Raw genomic sequence first — 17,849 nt, forward strand, 5'->3', positions numbered from 1 at the left:
GCCCGCATCCGCCCGGCCTCCCGCGCCGGCGCGCACGCCCCCGCCGGCCGCGGGTCCGCCGCGATGCCGCTGGAGGAGGTGCGCCGGCTCGCCGACCTCATCCTCGGCAACATCGACAGCGTCATGTCCGGCAAGCACGACGCCACCCGGATGGCGCTCACGGTGTTCCTCTCCGGCGGCCACCTCCTCATCGAGGACGTGCCGGGGGTCGGCAAGACCATGCTCGCCAAGGCGCTGGCGCGGAGCGTCGACTGCACGGTCAACCGCATCCAGTTCACGCCCGACCTCCTGCCCTCCGACGTCACGGGCGTCTCGGTGTACAGCCAGGCCGACCACCGCTTCGAGTTCCAGCCGGGCGCCGTGTTCGCCAACATCGTCATCGGCGACGAGATCAACCGCGCGAGCCCGAAGACGCAGTCGGCGCTCCTCGAGTGCATGGAGGAGGGGCAGGTCACGGTCGACGGCGTCACGCACGGGCTGCAGCAGCCCTTCACGGTCGTCGCGACGCAGAACCCGGTGGAGATGGAGGGCACGTATGCGCTGCCCGAGGCGCAGCGCGACCGCTTCATGGCCCGCATCTCGATGGGCTACCCGGACGCCGCCGCAGAGCTCGCCATGCTCCGCTCCCGCGACACGGTCAGCCCCCTCGACGAGCTCCGCCCGGTCGTCGACGCCGACGAGCTCGACGCGATGATGCACGCGGCCCGCGGCGTCTACGTCTCCGACCCCGTGTCGCGGTACACCGTCGCCATCGTGCAGGCCACGCGCGGCCACGAGGACATCCGCCTCGGCGCGAGCCCCCGCGCCACCCTGCAGCTCATCCGCGCCGCCAAGACGCGGGCCGCGCTCGACGGGCGCGACTTCGTCCTGCCGGACGACGTCGACGCCCTCGCCGCGCCCGTCCTCGCCCACCGGCTCGTCGCCACCGGGCGCGCGCTCGGGCAGCGCGGGCGGGGCCAGGCCGCGGTCGTCGAGATCCTCGAGCGCATCGTCGCCTCGACCGCCGTGCCGCTCAGCGCCGCGGGACGGACGCGCTGACCCCGTGCCGCCCCTCGCGCGCCTGATGCGCCGGATCGGCATCGAGGCCGTCCCGCACCCGACCCTCCGCGGGATCGCCCTGCTCGCCGCGGGCGTCGCCGCCTTCGCGGGCGCCTTCATCGCGGGCCGGCGCGAGTTCGTGTTCATCGGCGTCGCGCTCCTCGCCCTCCCGCTGCTGGCGGCGGTCTGGCTCGTCGTCGCCCGGGTGCGCCTGCACGTCGAGCGCACGTTCACCGCCGACGTCGTCGAGTCGGGCACCCCGACCACCGTGACGGTCTCCGTGGCGAACGTCGGCCCCCTGCCGATGCCGCGCGCCTGGGCCGTCGACCTCGTGCCCGGCCCCGACGGCGCCACCCCGCCGGCCGAGCTGCCGTCCCTGCGGGGGCTCGCCCGCGGGTCCCGCCGGTCGTCGGCGCGTCCGGTCCTCCGGTACGACCTGACGCCCGAGCGCCGCGGCCTCCACGAGGTGGGACCGCTCGCGGTCGAGGAGCACGACCCCTTCCGCCTGATGGTCCTCCGGCACGTCGGGGGCGGCACGACCCGGCTCGTCGTCACGCCGCGCATCGCGGACCTCGAGGCCGAGCCCGGCGGCCAGGTGTCCTCCGAGGGCGAGTCCGAGCGGGTGCAGCGCCGCGCCGACGGCGGCGAGGACGACCTCGGCACGCGCGAGTACCGGGCGGGCGACCCGCTCCGCCGCGTCCACTGGCGCGCGACCGCGCGACACGGCGAGCTCATGGTGCGGCAGGAGGAGCAGCGCTCGAGCCCCCGGTCGCTCGTGCTGCTCGACACCCGGACGGCGGGCTTCCCCCTGCACCCGGCCGTGGACGCGGATCCCGACGCGGACGTCGACGGCGACCGCGCCTTCGAGCGCGCGGTGGCGTTCGCCGCGTCGATCGGCGTGCACCTGCAGCGCGGCGGCTACGCGGTGCAGCTGGTCGAGACGGCGGGCGGATCCGCGGGCCCCGGCGACCTCCCGCCCGGCGACTCCGCCGCGGAGGGGGATCTCCTGCTCCACCTCGCCGAGGTCCGCCCGGCGGCCGTCGACCCCGATCGCGACGGCGTTCAGGAGGTCCTGTCCGACCTCCGTCGGAGCCGTCGCGCCGTCCCGGTGCACGCGGTCCTCGGTCACCTCGACGCGCACGAGGCGCACCGGCTGGCGGGGCTGGGCGCGGCGTGCCGTCCCGCGGTCGCCTTCCTCGCCGTGACCGGCCGCGTCGGCGGCCGCGACGATGCCGAGGCGCAGCGGATCCTCCGCGACGCCGGCTGGCACACGGTCGTCCTCGACGAGGCCACGCGCCCCGCCGACGCCTGGCGCGCCGGCCGCACCGAGGAGATGGCGCGATGACCGACCTCGACTCCGTCGGCCTCGGCGGCCGGCAGTCGTGGGGCGTCGAGCCCCGCCCGCTCCCCGGCGAACGCGCCGGCGGTCCCGTCCGGCGCCCCCGCGGCACGGGCGGCGGCCGCGGCGGAGCGCCCGGGAGCGGCGGACTCGGACGCGGCACGGGTCGCGGCGCCGCACGCTGGCCGCTCACCGCCGCGCTGGGCGTGGCCCTCCTCGCGGGTGCCGCCAGCCTCCACATCCTCGTGGAGCCCGGCGCCTGGTTCGTGCTCTGCATCCTCGTCGTCGCGGCCGTCCTCGGCTCCGCGGCGCTCCTGCGCGCCGTCGGCGTCCCGTGCCTGCTCGCCTCCGCGGGCGCGCTCGTCGTCCTGGTGCTCCTCGTCACGCTGGTCTTCGCCGGCCGCACGGCCGTGCTGGGCGTCGTGCCGACGCCCGAGACGCTGCGCACGCTCCTCGCCGTCGGCGAGCAGGCCGGGGACGAGATCTACCGGCGGTCGGCGCCGGTCCCGCCGCTCGCCTCCATCGTCTTCGTCATCGTGGCCTCCGTGGGGGCGCTCGCGGTCGTCCTCGACGTCCTCGCGCACGCGCTCCGCCTGCCCGCGGTAACCGGCCTGCCCCTGCTGGTCCTCGTGTCCGTCCCCGGCGCCGTCCTGGCGGGGGAGTTCTCGGTCGCGTCGTTCGCGGTCACCGCGCTCGCGTGGTTCGCCGTGCTCGCCGCCGACGCGCGCGCGGCGGACCGGGAGGGCGGCTGGCGCGGGTCCGGGCTCCTCGGCGGCTCGGGGCCGACCCCGCCGCCCGTGCGCCGACGACCGGGGGCCGGGCACCCGCCCGGCTCCGCGCGGGCCGCGCTCGTCTCGGCGGGCGCCCTCGCGGCCGGCGCGGTCGTCATCTCGCTCGTGGCCCCCGCCGTCGTCCCGGGGCTCACGTCGGCGACCTTCCCCACGGCGACCGGATCCGGGCAGGGCGGCTCGCGCGTCGTCAACCCGATCCTCGACCTCGGCGACGACCTCCGCCGTCCCGTCGACGTGGAGGCCCTGCGCTACACGACGGCGACGGAGACGCCCCTCTACTTCAAGGTCACGACGCTGTCGCGCTTCGAGGGGGAGGAGTGGGCGCCGTCGCCGCTGCGCCCGCCCGACGGCAACACGGTCGACGCGATCGGTCCGGACCTCGGCGCCGGATCCGACGTGCCCGTCGAGGAGGTCGACACGCGGGTGCAGGTGGAGGGCTCGTCGAGCGCCTGGCTGCCGGCGCCCTACGCGCCCCGGAGCGTCGACGGGCTCGAGGGCTCGTGGCGCTGGTCGGAGCAGGGCCTGGCGATCCGCTCGTCCGACTCGGACAGCCGCGACCAGAGCTACACGGTGCGGTCGGAGCTCCCGCGCCCCACGCCGGAGCAGCTGGCGGCCGTCCCCGCGGCGACCGACGGCGACCTCCGGCCGTACCTCGACATCCCCACGGGGACCCCGGACGTCGTGGCCGCGACGACGGCCGACGTGCTCGATGGGATCGCCTCGCCCTTCGACCAGGCGATCGCGCTCCAGGACTTCTTCACCGGCGGCCTGTTCCGCTACTCGGAGGAGGCGCCCGTCGAGCAGGGCTACGACGGCAGCGGCGTGGACGTCGTGGGGGAGTTCCTCCAGGCGCGCTCGGGCTACTGCGTGCACTTCGCGTCGGCGATGGCGATCATGGCCCGGGAGGCGGGCATCCCGTCGCGCGTCGCCGTGGGCTACCTGCCGGGGGACGAGGTCGGGCGCGACGGCGACCAGGTGACGTACCGGGTCGGATCCCATGACCTGCACTCGTGGCCGGAGCTGTACTTCTCGGGCGTCGGCTGGATCGCCTTCGAGCCGACCCCCGGGCGCGGCCAGGCCGCTCCCTACGCCCAGCCCTCGGCGGCGCCGACCACCGCGCCCACGCCGTCGGCGACCCCGAGCCAGGCGGCGGAGCCCACGCCGTCCGCCACGCCGGCCCCCACCTCGTCCGCCGCCCCCGGCGCGAGCGGCGCGACCGCCGTCCGCATCCCCTGGGCGGCCCTCGGCACGGCGGCCCTCGTGATCCTCGCGCTCGCCCTGCTCGCGGTGCCGGCCCTCGTGCGCCGCGCGCGCCGTGCCGGGCGGCTGCGGGCGCTCGCGGCCGGCGACGCGCCCGCGGGCACCGCCTGGCGCGAGGCCGAGGACTCCGCGGTCGACCTGGGCGTCCGGATCCGGGACACGGAGTCGCCGCGCGCGCTCGGTCACCGCCTGGCAGCCGACGACCCGTCGCTCGCCGACCCCGTCGCGCTCCTCGTCGGCGTCCGCGAGCGGGAGCGCTTCGCCCGCGCCGACGCCCCCGTCGACGCGGTCGCCGGCGCGGGCCAGGCGGCGGCGCTCGTCGCGCTGGCCGACGCGCTGCGGGCCCGCGCGGGCCGCCTCGACCGCGTGCTCGCGGTCGCCGCCCCGCGTTCGCTGGTGCGGCGACGCCCCCGGGTCGACGGCGACGGGCCGGCCGACCCGTCCGCCGGGACGTCCGCCGGGACGTCCGCCGGGACGCCCGCCGGGACGCCCGCCGGGCCGGCGGCGTCGGACGCCCCTCGTACACTCGAGGGATGACGGGATCCGACGCCGCGCTCGCGGGCGTCGTGGGCGGCCGCACCGCCGGGGTGCTCCAGAAGGCCTTCGGGCTGCGCACGGTCGCCGACCTCCTCGAGCACCTGCCGCGCCGCTACGCCCGCCGCGGGGAGCTGACCGCCCTCGCGGAGCTGCCGGTCGACCAGCAGGCGACCATCGTCGCGGAGGTGCGCGAGGTCCGGGAGCGGCCCATGCGGGCGCGACGCGGCAGCATCCTCGAGGTGCGGATCACCGACGGCCGCGGCTTCCTCACCCTCACCTTCTTCAACCAGGCGTGGCGCGCGAAGGACCTGGTGCCGGGCGTCCGCGGGATCTTCGCCGGCAAGGTCAGCGACTACCGCGGCGCGCTCCAGCTCGCGCACCCGGACTACGAGCTCTTCGACGCGCACGAGGGCCCGGAGCTGTCGGGCGGGGAGCCCGACGCGGCCGCGCGGCGGTGGGCCGAGATGCCGATCCCGATCTACCCCGCCACGGCCTCGATGGCGAGCTGGCAGGTCGCGAAGTCGGTGGCGCTCGCGCTCGACGCGATCGACGACCTGGAGGACCCCGTCCCGGCGGACGTCCGCGCCGAGCGGGGCCTCCTCCCGTTCCGCGCGGCGCTCGAGGGCGTGCACCGGCCGGAGCGGGACGTCGACTGGCGGCGCGGCCGGGACGCGCTCCGCTTCCAGGAGGCGTTCGTCCTGCAGACCGCCCTGCTCCAGCGGCGTCAGGCGGCCCGCGCCCTCCCCGCCACCCCGCGGGTCCCCGTCCCCGACGGCCGGCTCGCCCGGCTCGATGCGCAGCTGCCCTTCGAGCTCACGGGCGACCAGCGCCTCGTCGGCGAGGAGGTCGCCGCGGACATGGCGCGCACCTGGCCCATGAACCGCCTCGTGCAGGGCGAGGTCGGCTCCGGCAAGACCCTGGTGGCGCTCCGGGCGATGCTCGCGGTCGCCGACTCGGGCGGGCAGTCGGCGCTGCTGGCGCCCACCGAGGTCCTCGCGAGCCAGCACCTCCGCTCGCTGACCGCGTCGCTCGGGCCGGACCTCGCGGCGGAGCTCATGCCGACGCTCCTGACCGGACAGCTCCCCGTGGTCGAGCGGAAGCGCGCCCTGCTGCGCATCGTCAGCGGCCAGGCGCGCATCGTCGTCGGCACGCACGCGCTCCTCGGCGACCGCGTGGAGTTCCTCGACCTGGGGCTCGTGGTGGTCGACGAGCAGCACCGCTTCGGCGTCGACCAGCGGGAGGCGCTGCGCCGGAAGGGCGGCACCCCGCCGCACGTCCTGGTGCTGACCGCCACCCCCATCCCGCGCACGGTCGCGATGACGGTGTTCGGCGACCTCGACGTGTCGACCATCGCGGAGCTGCCGAGCGGCCGCCAGCCCATCGCGTCGTTCGTCGTGCCGCTGCACGAGCACCCGGCCTGGATCGAGCGGGTCTGGGAGCGCACCGCCGAGGAGATCCAGGCGGGGCGCCAGGCGTTCGTCGTGTGCCCCGCCATCGACCCGCAGGATCCCGACGCGGAGGACGAGGACGCCGCCGAGGGCGCAGACGACGCGCCGTCGCGGCCCGCCCTCGCCACCGTCACCGAGGTCGACGCGCTCCTCGCCGCCCATCCCCGGCTCGGGTCCGTCCGGCGCGCCGTCCTCCACGGCCGCATGCCCGGGGAGGAGAAGGACCGCGTCATGCGCGCCTTCTCCGCGGGCGACATCGACCTGATCGTCGCCACGACCGTCATCGAGGTGGGCGTGGACGTCCCGAACGCCTCGACGATGGTGATCCTCGACGCGGACCGCTTCGGCGTCTCGCAGCTGCACCAGCTGCGCGGCCGCGTCGGTCGCGGCGGCGTCCCGGGCCTCTGCCTCATGGTCACCCACGCGGAGCCGGAGACCGTGGCGCGGGAGCGCGTGGACGCGGTCGCCGCGACCCTCGACGGCTTCGAGCTCGCGCGCGTCGACCTCGAGCTGCGCCGGGAGGGGAACGTGCTCGGCACGAACCAGTCCGGCGGCCGCTCGTCGCTCCGGCTGCTGCGCGTGGCGCAGGACGGCGACCTCATCGAGTCCGCGCGGGAGCACGCCCACGACGTGCTGGAGGCGTCGCCGACGCTCGACGGGCACCCCGCGCTCGCCCGGGCGCTCGCCCGCCGGCTCGACGACGAGGAGCGCGCCTTCCTCGACAAGAACTGACCGGACCCGGCCGTAGGCTGGCGGGATGCAGCGGATCGCCGTCGTCCCCGGATCGTTCGACCCCGTCACGCTCGGCCACCTCGACATCGTGCGGCGGGCGGCCCGCCTCTACGACGAGCTCGTCGTCCTCGTGGTGCACAACCCCGGCAAGACGCCGATGCTGCCGCTCGCGGAGCGCGTGGCCCTCCTCGAGCGCGTGATCCGGGACGCCGGGCTCCCGGCCACGGTGCGGGTCGACTCCTGGGGCGCGGGCCTCCTCGTCGACTACTGCCGGCGCATCGGCGCGACCGTGCTCGTCAAGGGCGTCCGCTCGCAGCTCGACGTGACGTACGAGACGCCGATGGCCCTCGTCAACCGCGACCTCGCGGACGTCGAGACCGTGCTGCTGCTCCCGGATCCCGCGCACGCCCACGTGTCGAGCTCGCTCGTGCGGCAGGTCGAGGCGCTCGGGGGCGACGTCGCCTCCTACGTGCCGGCGGCCGTCGCGGAGGCGCTGGCCGTCCGACGCACCGGCTGACGACCTGTACCGTGTACGGGTGTCCAGGTTCCAGAAGACCCCATTCACGGTGCACGTCCACGACATCGTCCATCGCCCCGGCGAGATGCGCGAGCTCGACCTGACCATCGACCTCCCCGAGCGCATGGGGGAGGGCCTCATCGCCGTCCCCGCGGGCCGCGAGATGCGCGTGCACGTCCGCCTCGAGTCCCTCCACGACGGGATTCTCGCCACGGGGGAGGTCGACACGGTGGCCGACGGCCAGTCCGCGCGCACCCTCGCCGACATGCAGGAGCGTGTCCAGGTCGATTTCGCGGAGATGTTCGCGTACTCTCGTGATGAAGCCTTCGACTACCAGGTCCAGGACGAGCACGTGGACCTGGAGCCGGTCATCCGGGATGCGGTCGTGCTGTCACTGCCGTTCCAGCCCGAAGTGCCGGGCGAGGACCTCGATCTCGATCTGGGTCCCGGCATCAGCCTGGTCCTCGCGGACTCCGACCCGGAGCCCGAGATCGATCAGCGCTGGGCAGCCCTGTCCGGCTTCCGAGCTTCCGAAGACAGCGGTGCGGCGCGTGAAGGCGCCGACACCGAAACGCAGAGAGATGAGAGTTAGTCATGGCCGTACCCAAGAGGAAGATGTCCCGATCCAACACGCGCGCGCGCCGCTCGCAGTGGAAGGCCGAGGCTCCCACGCTCGTCAAGACCATCGAGAACGGCAAGGTCGTCTACTCCATGCCGCACCGTGCGCGCGTGATCGAGGACGCCGCCGGCACGCCCCTGTACATGGAGTACAAGGGCCGCAAGGTCGCCGACGTCTAGTCGACGCCCGCACGGGACGTCGGACATGACCGGCACCACGGGATCCCGCGTCCACGGCGACCGCGACGCGCTCCGGCGCCTCCTCGCCGTGGACGTGAGCCCCGAGCTCCTCGAGCTCGCGCTCACCCACCGCTCGTACGCGTACGAGCACGGCGGCATCCCGCACAACGAGCGCCTCGAGTTCCTCGGCGACTCCATCCTCGGGCAGGCCGTCACGGTCATGCTCTACCTCGAGAACCCCGACCTCGACGAGGGCGAGCTCGCCAAGCGGCGCGCCAGCCTCGTCTCGAGCGTCGCCCTCGCGGAGGTCGCCACCGGCATCGGCCTGGGCGAGCACCTGCTGCTCGGCCGGGGCGAGGAGCTGACGGGCGGCCGGGCCAAGTCGTCGATCCTCGCCGACACGGTCGAGGCCATCATCGGCGCCTGCTACCTCGACGCCGGGGGAGAGGCCGCCACCGGCCTCGTGCTGCGCCTCGTCGCGCCCCTCCTGGAGGACCCGGCGCGCTTCGGCGCCGCCATGGACCCGAAGACGGCGCTGCAGGAGTCCGCCGCGCGCCAGGGCCTTCCCGCGCCCGTCTACGACGTGAGCGACAGCGGTCCCGACCACAGCAAGCGGTTCCACGCCGTCGTCTCCGTCGGCGAGGCCGTGCGCACCACGGGCGAGGGATCCAGCAAGAAGCAGGCCGAGATGACGGCCGCGCTCGAGGCGTGGACGCGCCTCGAGGCGCGCACCACGGCCTGACCCGCGGTGCCCGAGCTCCCCGAGGTCGAGGTCGTCCGCGCCGGCCTCGCGCCGGCCGTGTCCGGCGCCCGCATCACCGGCGTCGAGATCCTCGACGCCCGCTCCCTCAAGCGCCACGACCCGCTCGAGGGCGCGTTCGTCGACCTCCTCGTCGACCGGGTCATCACCTCCGCCGTCCGCCGGGGCAAGTTCATGTGGCTGCCGCTGGAGCCCGACGCCGGACGCGACGCGACGGGTCCTCGCGCCCTCGTGACCCACCTCGGCATGAGCGGGCAGGTGCTCCTCCGCGAGCCCGGATCCGACCCCGACGGGCTCCTCCGCATCCGCATGGGCATCGAGCACCCGGCGCACGGCGAGCTCGTCGTCGCGTTCGTCGACCAGCGGATCTTCGGGTCCATGGCCGTGGACCGGCTCGTCGCGACGCCCGACGGGCGTGCCGGCGGACGGGGCTCGGACGCCGCTCTCGTGCCGACGCAGGTCGCGCACATCGCCCGCGACCCGCTCGACGCGGCCTTCGACGACGAGTTGCTGCTGTCGCGGCTGGCCCGGCGGCGCACCGGCATCAAGCGGGCGCTCCTGGACCAGACCCTGGTGAGCGGGATCGGCAACATCTACGCCGACGAGGCCCTGTGGGCCGCCCGGATCCACTACGCCCACCCCACGGACGCCCTGGGGCGCGGCCGCGCGCTGCGGCTCCTCGCCGAGGTGCGGCACGTGCTCGCGCGGGCCCTGGCCGAGGGCGGCACGAGCTTCGACGCGCAGTACGTCAACGTGAACGGAGCGTCCGGCTACTTCTCGCACAGCCTCAACGCCTACGGGCAGCAGGGGAGGCCGTGCCCCCGCTGCGGCACGCCGATCGTCCGCGAGGCGTTCATGAACCGCGGCTCGCACCTCTGCCCGCGCTGCCAGGCCCTGCCCGACCCGGACGTCGCCGCCGCCTGAGCGGCTCGGGCGACACGCGAGGGACGCCCTCGCGGCACGACGTGCCGTCAGCGCGCGTCGTCGACGGCGCGCAGCCAGCTGCCGCTCGTGGCGACGTGCCGGAAGCCGAGGGCCTCGTTCACCGCGAGCATCGGCCGGTTCTCGTCGGCGTTCCAGGTGACGACGCGGTCGACCTCGGGCGCCTCACGTGCCAGGTGACGCAGGTTCTCGACCTTGAGGAGCATGCCGAGGCGGTGGCCGCGGTGCTCGGCCAGCACGAGCGTGTCCTGCTGGTAGGTGTAGGCGTGGCCGTCGGAGCGCCGCCCGCTGGGGGAGACGGCGATCTCGGTGAAGCCCACGAGGCGCCCCGTGGCCACGTGCTCGACCGCGGTCGTGAGACCCGTGCGGCCCGCGGCCGCGCGTCGGGCCTCGGCGTCCCGGATCCGGTCGGGGTCCCACGGGTCCTCCTCCTGCGGGAGGTCGCCCGCCGGCGTGTCCGTCGACATGCGCGTGTGCAGCACGGCGAGGTCGTCGAGCAGGTGCTCCGGGGTCGCGTCGACCCAGGAGAGCACGCGGTAGCCGTCGCCCGCGGCGCGGCGAGCGTCGGAGAGGCGTGCGGCGAGCGTCGGCGCGGCCTCCCGCGTGTCGAGCGCGCTCGTTCGCGCGGTCTGGCCGAGGCGGTAGCCGGCGTCGACCGCGAAGCGCGACGACGGGTCGTCCGCCCCGACCGCGCCGACCCCGGTGGGCGAGGGGATGGGGGACCCGTCCGCCTCCGCGCGGTGCATCGTGAAGGCCGTGAGCGTCCGGCAGCCCGCGTCCACGGCGATCCGCTCCACGCGCTCCCGGAGCTCCCGGCCGATCCCGCGCCGCCGGTGCTCGGGGAGCACGGACACGGCGACGTCGGAGGTGGTCGGGTCGTTGAGCCAGGTGGAGAGGAGCCCGCGGCCGACGATCCGGCCGTCCACCCGCGCGGCGAGCAGGCGCTTCCGGACGTGGGCGACGTCGGCGTAGTCGGGGATCAGCTCCTCCGGCAGCCAGACGAACGCATCGTGCCCGAGGTCGTGGGACTGGGCGCGGTTGACCACGTCGGTGAGCGCCACGAACCCGTCCCACCCGGCGGCGCCCGGAGCGGACGGCGGGCGGACCTCGTCGACCGTGGAGGGCGGGGCGGCGTCGTGCGGCATGGTCGGCTCCCTCGTCGGCGCGCGCGTCCTCGGCGGCCGGCGCCCCACCACGTTAGCGGCGGCGCGCGACCGGACGCCGCCCGCGCGCGGCTCCCTGCCGCGTCCGGCCCGTCCGGTACCGTGATCGGGACCACCACGCGAGGAGGGCGACGGGCGTGCACCTGAAGAGCCTGACCCTCAAGGGGTTCAAGTCGTTCGCGCAGCCGACCACGTTCCGGTTCGAGACGGGCGTGACCTGCGTCGTCGGCCCCAACGGATCCGGCAAGTCCAACGTCGTCGACGCCCTCGCCTGGGTGATGGGCGAGCAGGGCGCCAAGACCCTCCGCGGCGGCAAGATGGAGGACGTCATCTTCGCCGGCACCTCCACGCGCGGGCCGCTCGGCCGGGCCGAGGTCACGCTCACGATCGACAACGCCGACGGCGCGCTCCCCATCGACTACACCGAGGTCGCGATCCGGCGCACCCTGTTCCGCAACGGCGGCAGCGAGTACGCGATCAACGGCACGTCCTGCCGCCTCCTCGACGTGCAGGAGCTCCTCAGCGACTCCGGCCTCGGCCGCGAGATGCACGTCATCGTCGGCCAGGGCCGGCTCGACAACGTGCTGCGTGCCACCCCCGAGGAGCGGCGCGGCTTCATCGAGGAGGCCGCGGGGATCCTCAAGCACCGCCGCCGCAAGGAGCGCACGCTCCGGAAGCTCGAGGGCATGCAGGCGAACCTCACGCGCCTCAGCGACCTGGCGGGGGAGATCCGCCGCCAGCTGAAGCCGCTCGGGCGGCAGGCCGAGGTGGCCCGCCAGGCGCAGACGGTCGCCGCGGTCGTGCGGGACGCCCGGGCGCGGCTGGTCGCGGACGAGGTCGTGGGCCTCCGCCGGGCCCTCGCGGAGCACACGCGCACCGAGGAGGAGCGCACGACCGAGCGGATGGTCCTCCAGGAGCGGCTCGACCGGGCCGTGCTCCGCTCCGAGCGCATCGTCGAGGAGCAGGAGGGCGACGAGGTGGACGCCGCGCGCCGCACGGCGTTCGCCCTGGAGCAGGTCCAGGAGCGGCTGCGCAGCCTGCTGTCGCTCGCCCAGCAGCGGCTCGCGCTCCTCGGATCCGCGGACGACGCCCCCGAGGCCGCCGCGGGCACCACGCCCGCCCATGTGCAGGAGTCGCGCGACGAGGCCGAGCGGCTCGTCGCCCTCATCGCGGTCGCGGAGGCGGCCTGGGCGTCCGCGCGGCAGGCGACCGCGGCGGGACGCCAGGCGCTCGACGCCCTCGACGAGGAGATCCAGGCGCAGAGCGCGCTGGTCTCCCGCCACGACCTCGAGATCGCGGGCCTCCAGGGCCGCGCCGAGACCGCGGGCTCCCGCCTCGCCGCCGTCCGCGGGGAGGTCCTCCGGCAGCAGAACGCGCTCGACGCCGCGCGTTCCCGGCTGCAGGCCGCAGAGGCCGAGCGCGAGCGCGGGGAGGCCGAGGGCGAGGCCGACGAGCAGGGCGGATCCGAGCTCACGCGCGCCTACGAGGACGCGCAGGCCGACGTCGCGAGCGAGGAGTCGGCGATCGAGGCCGTGCGCGAGGAGCTGCACGCCCGCGAGCGGGAGCGGGACGCCCTGTCCGCCCGGGAGCAGGCCCTCGCGAGCGCGCTCGACCAGCGCGACGGGTCGAGCGACCTCGCCGCCGCCGGCCTCCCCGGCGTCCGCGGGCTCCTCGCCGAGCACGTGCACGTGCGGCCGGGCTTCGAGGCCGCCGTCGCCGCGGCGCTCGGGACGCTCGCCGACGCCGTGCTCGCCGAGACCCACGACGACGCCGTGGCGGCCCTCCGCCGTGCCGTCGACGACGACCTCGGACGCGTCGAGGTCGTGGTCGCGGGCGGTGCCGCATCCGCGGACGCCGCGTCCGAGCCCGACGGCGCGGAAGGCGATCCGGCGGGCGGCGCCGCCGTCGCGATCGCCTCGGTCGTCGACGCGCCCGACGGGGTCCGGCGGATCCTCGCGGGCGTCGTGGTCGTGGACGACCTGGCCCGGGCGGTGGCGCTCATCCGGTCGCCCGACGGGCCCGCCACCGTGATCACGCGCGGCGGGGACGTCGTGTCCGCGGACGTGCTGCGCGGAGGATCCGGCGCCACGCGCTCCAAGCTCGAGCTCGTCGCCGTCCGCGAGGCCGCCGCGACGACGCTGACGGACGTCCGGGCCCGCATCGACGACCTGCAGGTGGATCTCGCGGCCGGGCGGGAGCGCCTCCGCGCCGCTCGGGAGCGCGCCGCCGCCGCCCTCGGCGGCCTGCGCGAGGCGGACGCGCGCCTCGCCGCCCACGCCGAGCGCCTCAGCCGCTCCCGCGCGCAGGCCGAGTCCGCCGCCGCGGAGCTCGCGCGCGTGCAGCGGGGGCTCGACCTAGCGAGCGCGTCCGTCGACGAGGCCGTCGCCGCGTCCGACGCCGCGCGCCGTGCGCTCGACGAGGCCCGGTCCCGCCCGCGGCCGGTCCTCGACGCCAGCGGCCGCGACGCCCTCGTCGCCGAGTGGGAGGCCGCCCGCGAGGCGGAGATCGAGGCCCGGCTGCAGGTCGAGACCGCGCGCGAGCGCGTCCGCGCGGAGCAGGAGCGCACGGTCGCCCTCGAGCGCCGGCTCGCCGCGGAGCGGGCCGCCGCCGAGGAGGCGGCGCGCCGCCAGGTGGTCCGACGGCGGCAGATCGCCCGGGCGGCCTCCGTGGCCGAGGCCCTGCCCGCCGTCGTGCGCGCCGCCGACCGCAGCACGACGGAGGCGCGGCTCGTCCTCGCGCGCGCCGAGGAGGCCCGCTCCGGCCGGAACGCCGAGCTCGCCGCGCTCCGCCGCGAGGAGGCGGACCTGCGGGCGCGCCTCCACGGGATCACCGAGGACGTGCACGGCCTGGAGCTGCAGATCTACGAGAAGCGCCTGCAGGTGTCCCAGCTGCTCGAGCGCGCCGCGAGCGAGCTGGGCCTCGGGGAGGAGGTGCTGGTCGCCGAGTACGGGCCGGACGTGCCGGTGCCCGAGGAGGCGCCCCTCCCGCCGCGCCGGCGGGCGCGCGCCGAGGATGCGGACGCCGATGCGGCCTCGGGAGCCGACGCCGCGGTCGCCGAGGCACACGCCGACGCCGCGGACGACGCCGCCGACGTCCCCGCCGACCACGACGACCCGCCCGGTCCCACCCGCCCCTTCGACCGGGACGAGCAGCGCGCGCGCCTCGCGGAGGCCGAGCGCCGGCTCGCGCAGCTCGGTCGCGTCAATCCGCTGGCGCTGGAGGAGTTCGCCGCGCTGGAGCAGCGCCACCTCTTCCTCACCGAGCAGCTCGCCGACCTCCAGGCGACGCGGGCCGACCTCCTCACGATCATCGACGACATCGACCGCACCATGCAGGGCGTGTTCGCCGACGCCTTCGAGGACACGCGCCAGGCGTTCGACCGCGTCTTCCCGATCCTCTTCCCGGGCGGCACGGGCAGCATCCACCTCACGGACCCCGACCAGCTCCTGACGACGGGCATCGAGGTGAGCGTCCGCCCCGCGGGCAAGCGCATCGAGCGCCTGTCGCTGCTCTCCGGCGGGGAGCGCTCGCTCGCGGCCGTGGCCCTGCTCATCGCGATCTTCACCGCGCGGCCCAGCCCGTTCTACATCATGGACGAGGTGGAGGCGGCGCTCGACGACGCGAACCTCGGCCGTCTCCTCACGATCCTCGAGCAGCTCCGCGACACGTCGCAGCTCATCGTCATCACCCACCAGAAGCGCACGATGGAGATCGCCGACGCGCTCTACGGCGTCTCCATGCGGCAGGACGGCGTGAGCGCGGTCGTGGGCCAGCGGGTCAGCCGGGATGCGCCCGCCGTGACCCCCTCCGGGACCGGGGAGCCCGCCGCACCCGCGGGAGCGGAGGCCGCCCGCCCGGAGCCGGCCGCGTCCTGACGCGCGGCTACGCTGGGCACATGGCAGCCCGCACCCCCTGGTCCCTCTCCGGCGCGCTCCGCGGCATGTTCGCGAAGCCCACCATCGACGAGACCACGTGGGACGACCTGGAGACGGCGCTCATCACGGCGGACTTCGGGCCCGACATCACCGAGGCGACCATCGAGGACCTCCACGAGAAGGTCGACCGCTACCGCACCACGGACCCGCGCGACCTGCAGCGCATGCTCCGCGAGTCCATCGAGGAGCGCCTGGCGAAGCACGACCCGACGCTGAAGCTCAGCGCGCGCCCCGCCGTGATCCTGGTGGTCGGCGTCAACGGCGTCGGCAAGACCACGACCATCGGCAAGTTCGCGAAGTTCCTCCGGAACTACGGCCGCACCGTGGTCGTCGGCGCGGCCGACACTTTCCGCGCGGCCGCCGTGGACCAGCTGGCCACCTGGGCCGAGCGCGCCGGCGCCGACATCGTGCGCCCGCAGCAGCCCGGGCAGGACCCGGCGAGCGTCGCCTTCCAGACGGTCGAGCACGCGATGCGCACCGGCACCGAGATGGTCATCATCGACACCGCCGGCCGCCTGCACACCAAGGGCGGGCTCATGGACGAGCTGTCGAAGATCCGCCGGGTCGTGGAGAAGCAGTCGCCGATCGCGGAGGTGCTGCTCGTCCTCGACGCCACGACGGGTCAGAACGGGCTCGCGCAGGCGCAGGCGTTCATCGAGCACGGCGGCGTGACGGGACTCGTGATCACGAAGCTCGACGGATCCGCCAAGGGCGGCTTCATCCTCAACGTGCAGGAGCGCACGGGCATCCCCATCAAGCTCATCGGCCAGGGCGAGGGCATCGGCGACCTCACCGGATTCACGCCCCACGTGTTCGCGCAGAACCTGGTCGGCTGACCCGAGGGGACCGGCGCGCGCCCGGCGCCGGTTAAGCTGGGACCACCATGGCTACCTTCGGAACACTCTCGGACCGCCTCGCCGAGACCTTCAAGAACCTGCGCGGCAAGGGCAAGCTCAGCGCCGCGGACGTCGACGGCACCGTCCGCGAGATCCGCCGCGCGCTGCTCGAGGCCGACGTCGCGCTCGACGTCGTCAAGGCGTTCACCGCGTCCGTCCGCGAGCGCGCCCTCGGCGGCGAGGTCAGCCAGGCGCTGAACCCCGCCCAGCAGGTCGTGCAGATCGTCAACGAGGAGCTCGTCGGCATCCTCGGCGGCCAGCAGCGGCGCATCCAGTTCGCCAAGCGCCCGCCGACGGTCATCATGCTCGCCGGCCTCCAGGGCGCGGGCAAGACCACCCTGGCGGGCAAGCTCGGCAAGTGGCTCGCGAAGGACGGCCACACGCCGATGCTCGTCGCGGCCGACCTCCAGCGCCCCAACGCCGTCCAGCAGCTGCAGGTCGTCGGCGAGCAGGCGGGGGTCCCCGTCTTCGCCCCGGAGCCCGGCAACGGCCGCGGCAACCCCGTGCGCGTCGCCAAGGACGCCATGAAGCACGCGGCCGACAAGCAGTACAGCGTCGTCATCATCGACACGGCCGGCCGCCTCGGCGTCGACCAGGAGCTGATGAGGCAGGCCGCGGACATCCGCAAGGCCACCGACCCCGACGAGGTCCTCTTCGTCATCGACGCCATGATCGGCCAGGACGCGGTCGCGACCGCGAAGGCCTTCCAGGACGGCGTCGACTTCACGGGCGTCGTGCTCTCCAAGCTCGACGGCGACGCGCGCGGCGGCGCGGCCCTGTCGGTCGCCTCCGTGACGGGCCGTCCCATCATGTTCGCCTCCACGGGCGAGGGCCTCGACGACTTCGAGCCCTTCCACCCGGACCGCATGGCGAGCCGCATCCTGGACCTCGGCGACATCCTCACCCTCATCGAGCAGGCCCAGCAGGCCTTCGACGAGGAGGAGGCCATGGAGGTCGCCGCGAAGCTCGCGAGCGACAGCTTCACCCTCGAGGACTTCCTCAAGCAGATGCAGCAGCTGCGGGGGAAGGGGTCCATCAAGAAGATGATGGGCATGCTCCCCGGCATGGGCGCCATGAAGGAGCAGCTGGAGAGCTTCGACGAGAAGGAGATCGTCCGCACCGAGGCGATCATCCAGTCGATGACGAAGGCCGAGCGCCAGAACCCGAAGCTCCTGAACGGCTCCCGCCGGCTGCGGATCGCCCGCGGTTCCGGCATGACCGTGACGGACGTCAACGGCCTCGTGCAGCGCTTCGAGCAGGCCTCCAAGATGATGCGGACCGTCGCCCGCGGCGGCATGCCCCAGATCCCCGGCATGGGCCCGATGCCCGGCGCGCACTCGAGCCGGAAGCCCGTGCAGCAGAAGAAGAAGGGCTCGAAGTCGGGCAACCCCGCCAAGCGCGCGCAGGAGAACGCGGCGCTCGCGTCCGGCCAGCGCATCGGCGGGCCCGCCGCCCCCGCGGGCTCCGGCTTCGGCCTCGCGGGGAAGCGGGCGGGCGGCGCCGACGGCGCGCCCAGCGAGGAGGAGCTGGCGTCGCTGCAGAAGTTCCTCGGCCGCTGATCCCCGGCTGACCCGGAGGGCCCCTCCCGCGCATGCGGAGGGGCCCTCCGTCGTCCCCCTCGACGCGGCGCCGCGCGCGTGCCACCGTGGGGTCAGCACCGCGGCGCCCGTCGCGGTCCAGCGTGAGGAGCCCG

At 75.5% G+C, this 17,849-nt stretch carries 13 protein-coding genes; 12 read left to right on the top strand and 1 reads right to left on the bottom strand.

The annotated features are described in order from the left end of the window. Nucleotides 1-63 precede the first annotated feature (63 nt). The 9 genes from AC07VC_RS11730 to mutM are packed head-to-tail and all read left to right on the top strand — an operon-like array spanning nt 64 to nt 10,144. Nucleotides 64-1,038, top strand: a complete 975-nt coding sequence (locus tag AC07VC_RS11730; protein WP_494676561.1) for an AAA family ATPase — start codon at nt 64-66, stop codon at nt 1,036-1,038. 4 nt (nt 1,039-1,042) lie between these two features. Next, nucleotides 1,043-2,383, top strand: coding sequence for a DUF58 domain-containing protein (locus AC07VC_RS11735; protein ID WP_494675636.1), 1,341 nt, complete (start codon nt 1,043-1,045; stop codon nt 2,381-2,383). Beyond that, entirely contained in the window at nt 2,380-4,965 is a 2,586-nt protein-coding gene (locus tag AC07VC_RS11740) for a transglutaminase TgpA family protein (protein WP_494675637.1), read from the top strand. Before AC07VC_RS11735 ends, AC07VC_RS11740 begins: the two co-directional genes overlap by 4 nt. Next, nucleotides 4,962-7,145: an ATP-dependent DNA helicase RecG gene (locus tag AC07VC_RS11745; protein WP_494675638.1), complete on the top strand. Its 2,184-nt coding sequence runs from the start codon at nt 4,962-4,964 to the stop codon at nt 7,143-7,145. The genes AC07VC_RS11740 and AC07VC_RS11745 overlap by 4 nt, the downstream gene beginning before the upstream one ends. Nucleotides 7,146-7,170: 25 nt before the next feature. Next, nucleotides 7,171-7,662, top strand: coding sequence for a pantetheine-phosphate adenylyltransferase (gene coaD, locus AC07VC_RS11750; protein WP_494675639.1), 492 nt, complete (start codon nt 7,171-7,173; stop codon nt 7,660-7,662). Nucleotides 7,663-7,681: 19 nt separating this feature from the next. Then, nucleotides 7,682-8,254 carry a YceD family protein gene (locus AC07VC_RS11755; RefSeq protein WP_104342915.1) on the top strand — a complete coding sequence of 191 codons (573 nt, stop codon included), beginning with the start codon at nt 7,682-7,684 and terminating at the stop codon, nt 8,252-8,254. Nucleotides 8,255-8,256: 2 nt separating this feature from the next. Continuing rightward, nucleotides 8,257-8,460, top strand: a complete 204-nt coding sequence (rpmF, locus tag AC07VC_RS11760) for a 50S ribosomal protein L32 (RefSeq protein WP_012298174.1) — start codon at nt 8,257-8,259, stop codon at nt 8,458-8,460. A gap of 25 nt (nt 8,461-8,485) precedes the next feature. Next, nucleotides 8,486-9,202 carry a ribonuclease III gene (rnc, locus tag AC07VC_RS11765; RefSeq protein WP_094115619.1) on the top strand — a complete coding sequence of 239 codons (717 nt, stop codon included), beginning with the start codon at nt 8,486-8,488 and terminating at the stop codon, nt 9,200-9,202. A gap of 6 nt (nt 9,203-9,208) precedes the next feature. Further along, on the top strand, nt 9,209-10,144 hold the full coding sequence (mutM, locus tag AC07VC_RS11770; protein ID WP_494675640.1) for a bifunctional DNA-formamidopyrimidine glycosylase/DNA-(apurinic or apyrimidinic site) lyase: 936 nt from the start codon (nt 9,209-9,211) through the stop codon (nt 10,142-10,144). 47 nt (nt 10,145-10,191) lie between these two features. On the opposite strand, the gene AC07VC_RS11775 is transcribed toward mutM, so the two are convergent. After that, entirely contained in the window at nt 10,192-11,307 is a 1,116-nt protein-coding gene (locus tag AC07VC_RS11775) for a GNAT family N-acetyltransferase (protein WP_494675641.1), read from the bottom strand. A 155-nt stretch (nt 11,308-11,462) separates the two neighbouring features. Here AC07VC_RS11775 and smc point away from each other — a divergent pair, with 155 nt between their 5' ends. From smc to ffh, 3 genes are read left to right on the top strand one after another with little or no spacing between them, the layout of a single operon-like run. Beyond that, complete coding sequence (gene smc, locus AC07VC_RS11780) at nt 11,463-15,200, top strand: chromosome segregation protein SMC (protein ID WP_494675642.1); 3,738 nt, start codon at nt 11,463-11,465, stop codon at nt 15,198-15,200. 20 nt (nt 15,201-15,220) lie between these two features. After that, the gene (gene ftsY / locus AC07VC_RS11785) at nt 15,221-16,096 is read left to right on the top strand and encodes a signal recognition particle-docking protein FtsY (protein WP_317229526.1); all 876 of its coding nucleotides are present in this window, start codon (nt 15,221-15,223) and stop codon (nt 16,094-16,096) included. 47 nt (nt 16,097-16,143) lie between these two features. Continuing rightward, nucleotides 16,144-17,715 carry a signal recognition particle protein gene (gene ffh, locus AC07VC_RS11790; protein ID WP_317229525.1) on the top strand — a complete coding sequence of 524 codons (1,572 nt, stop codon included), beginning with the start codon at nt 16,144-16,146 and terminating at the stop codon, nt 17,713-17,715. Nucleotides 17,716-17,849 lie beyond the last annotated feature (134 nt).

The sequence above is a fragment of the Clavibacter sp. GW821-FHT01D01 genome (assembly GCF_059422605.1).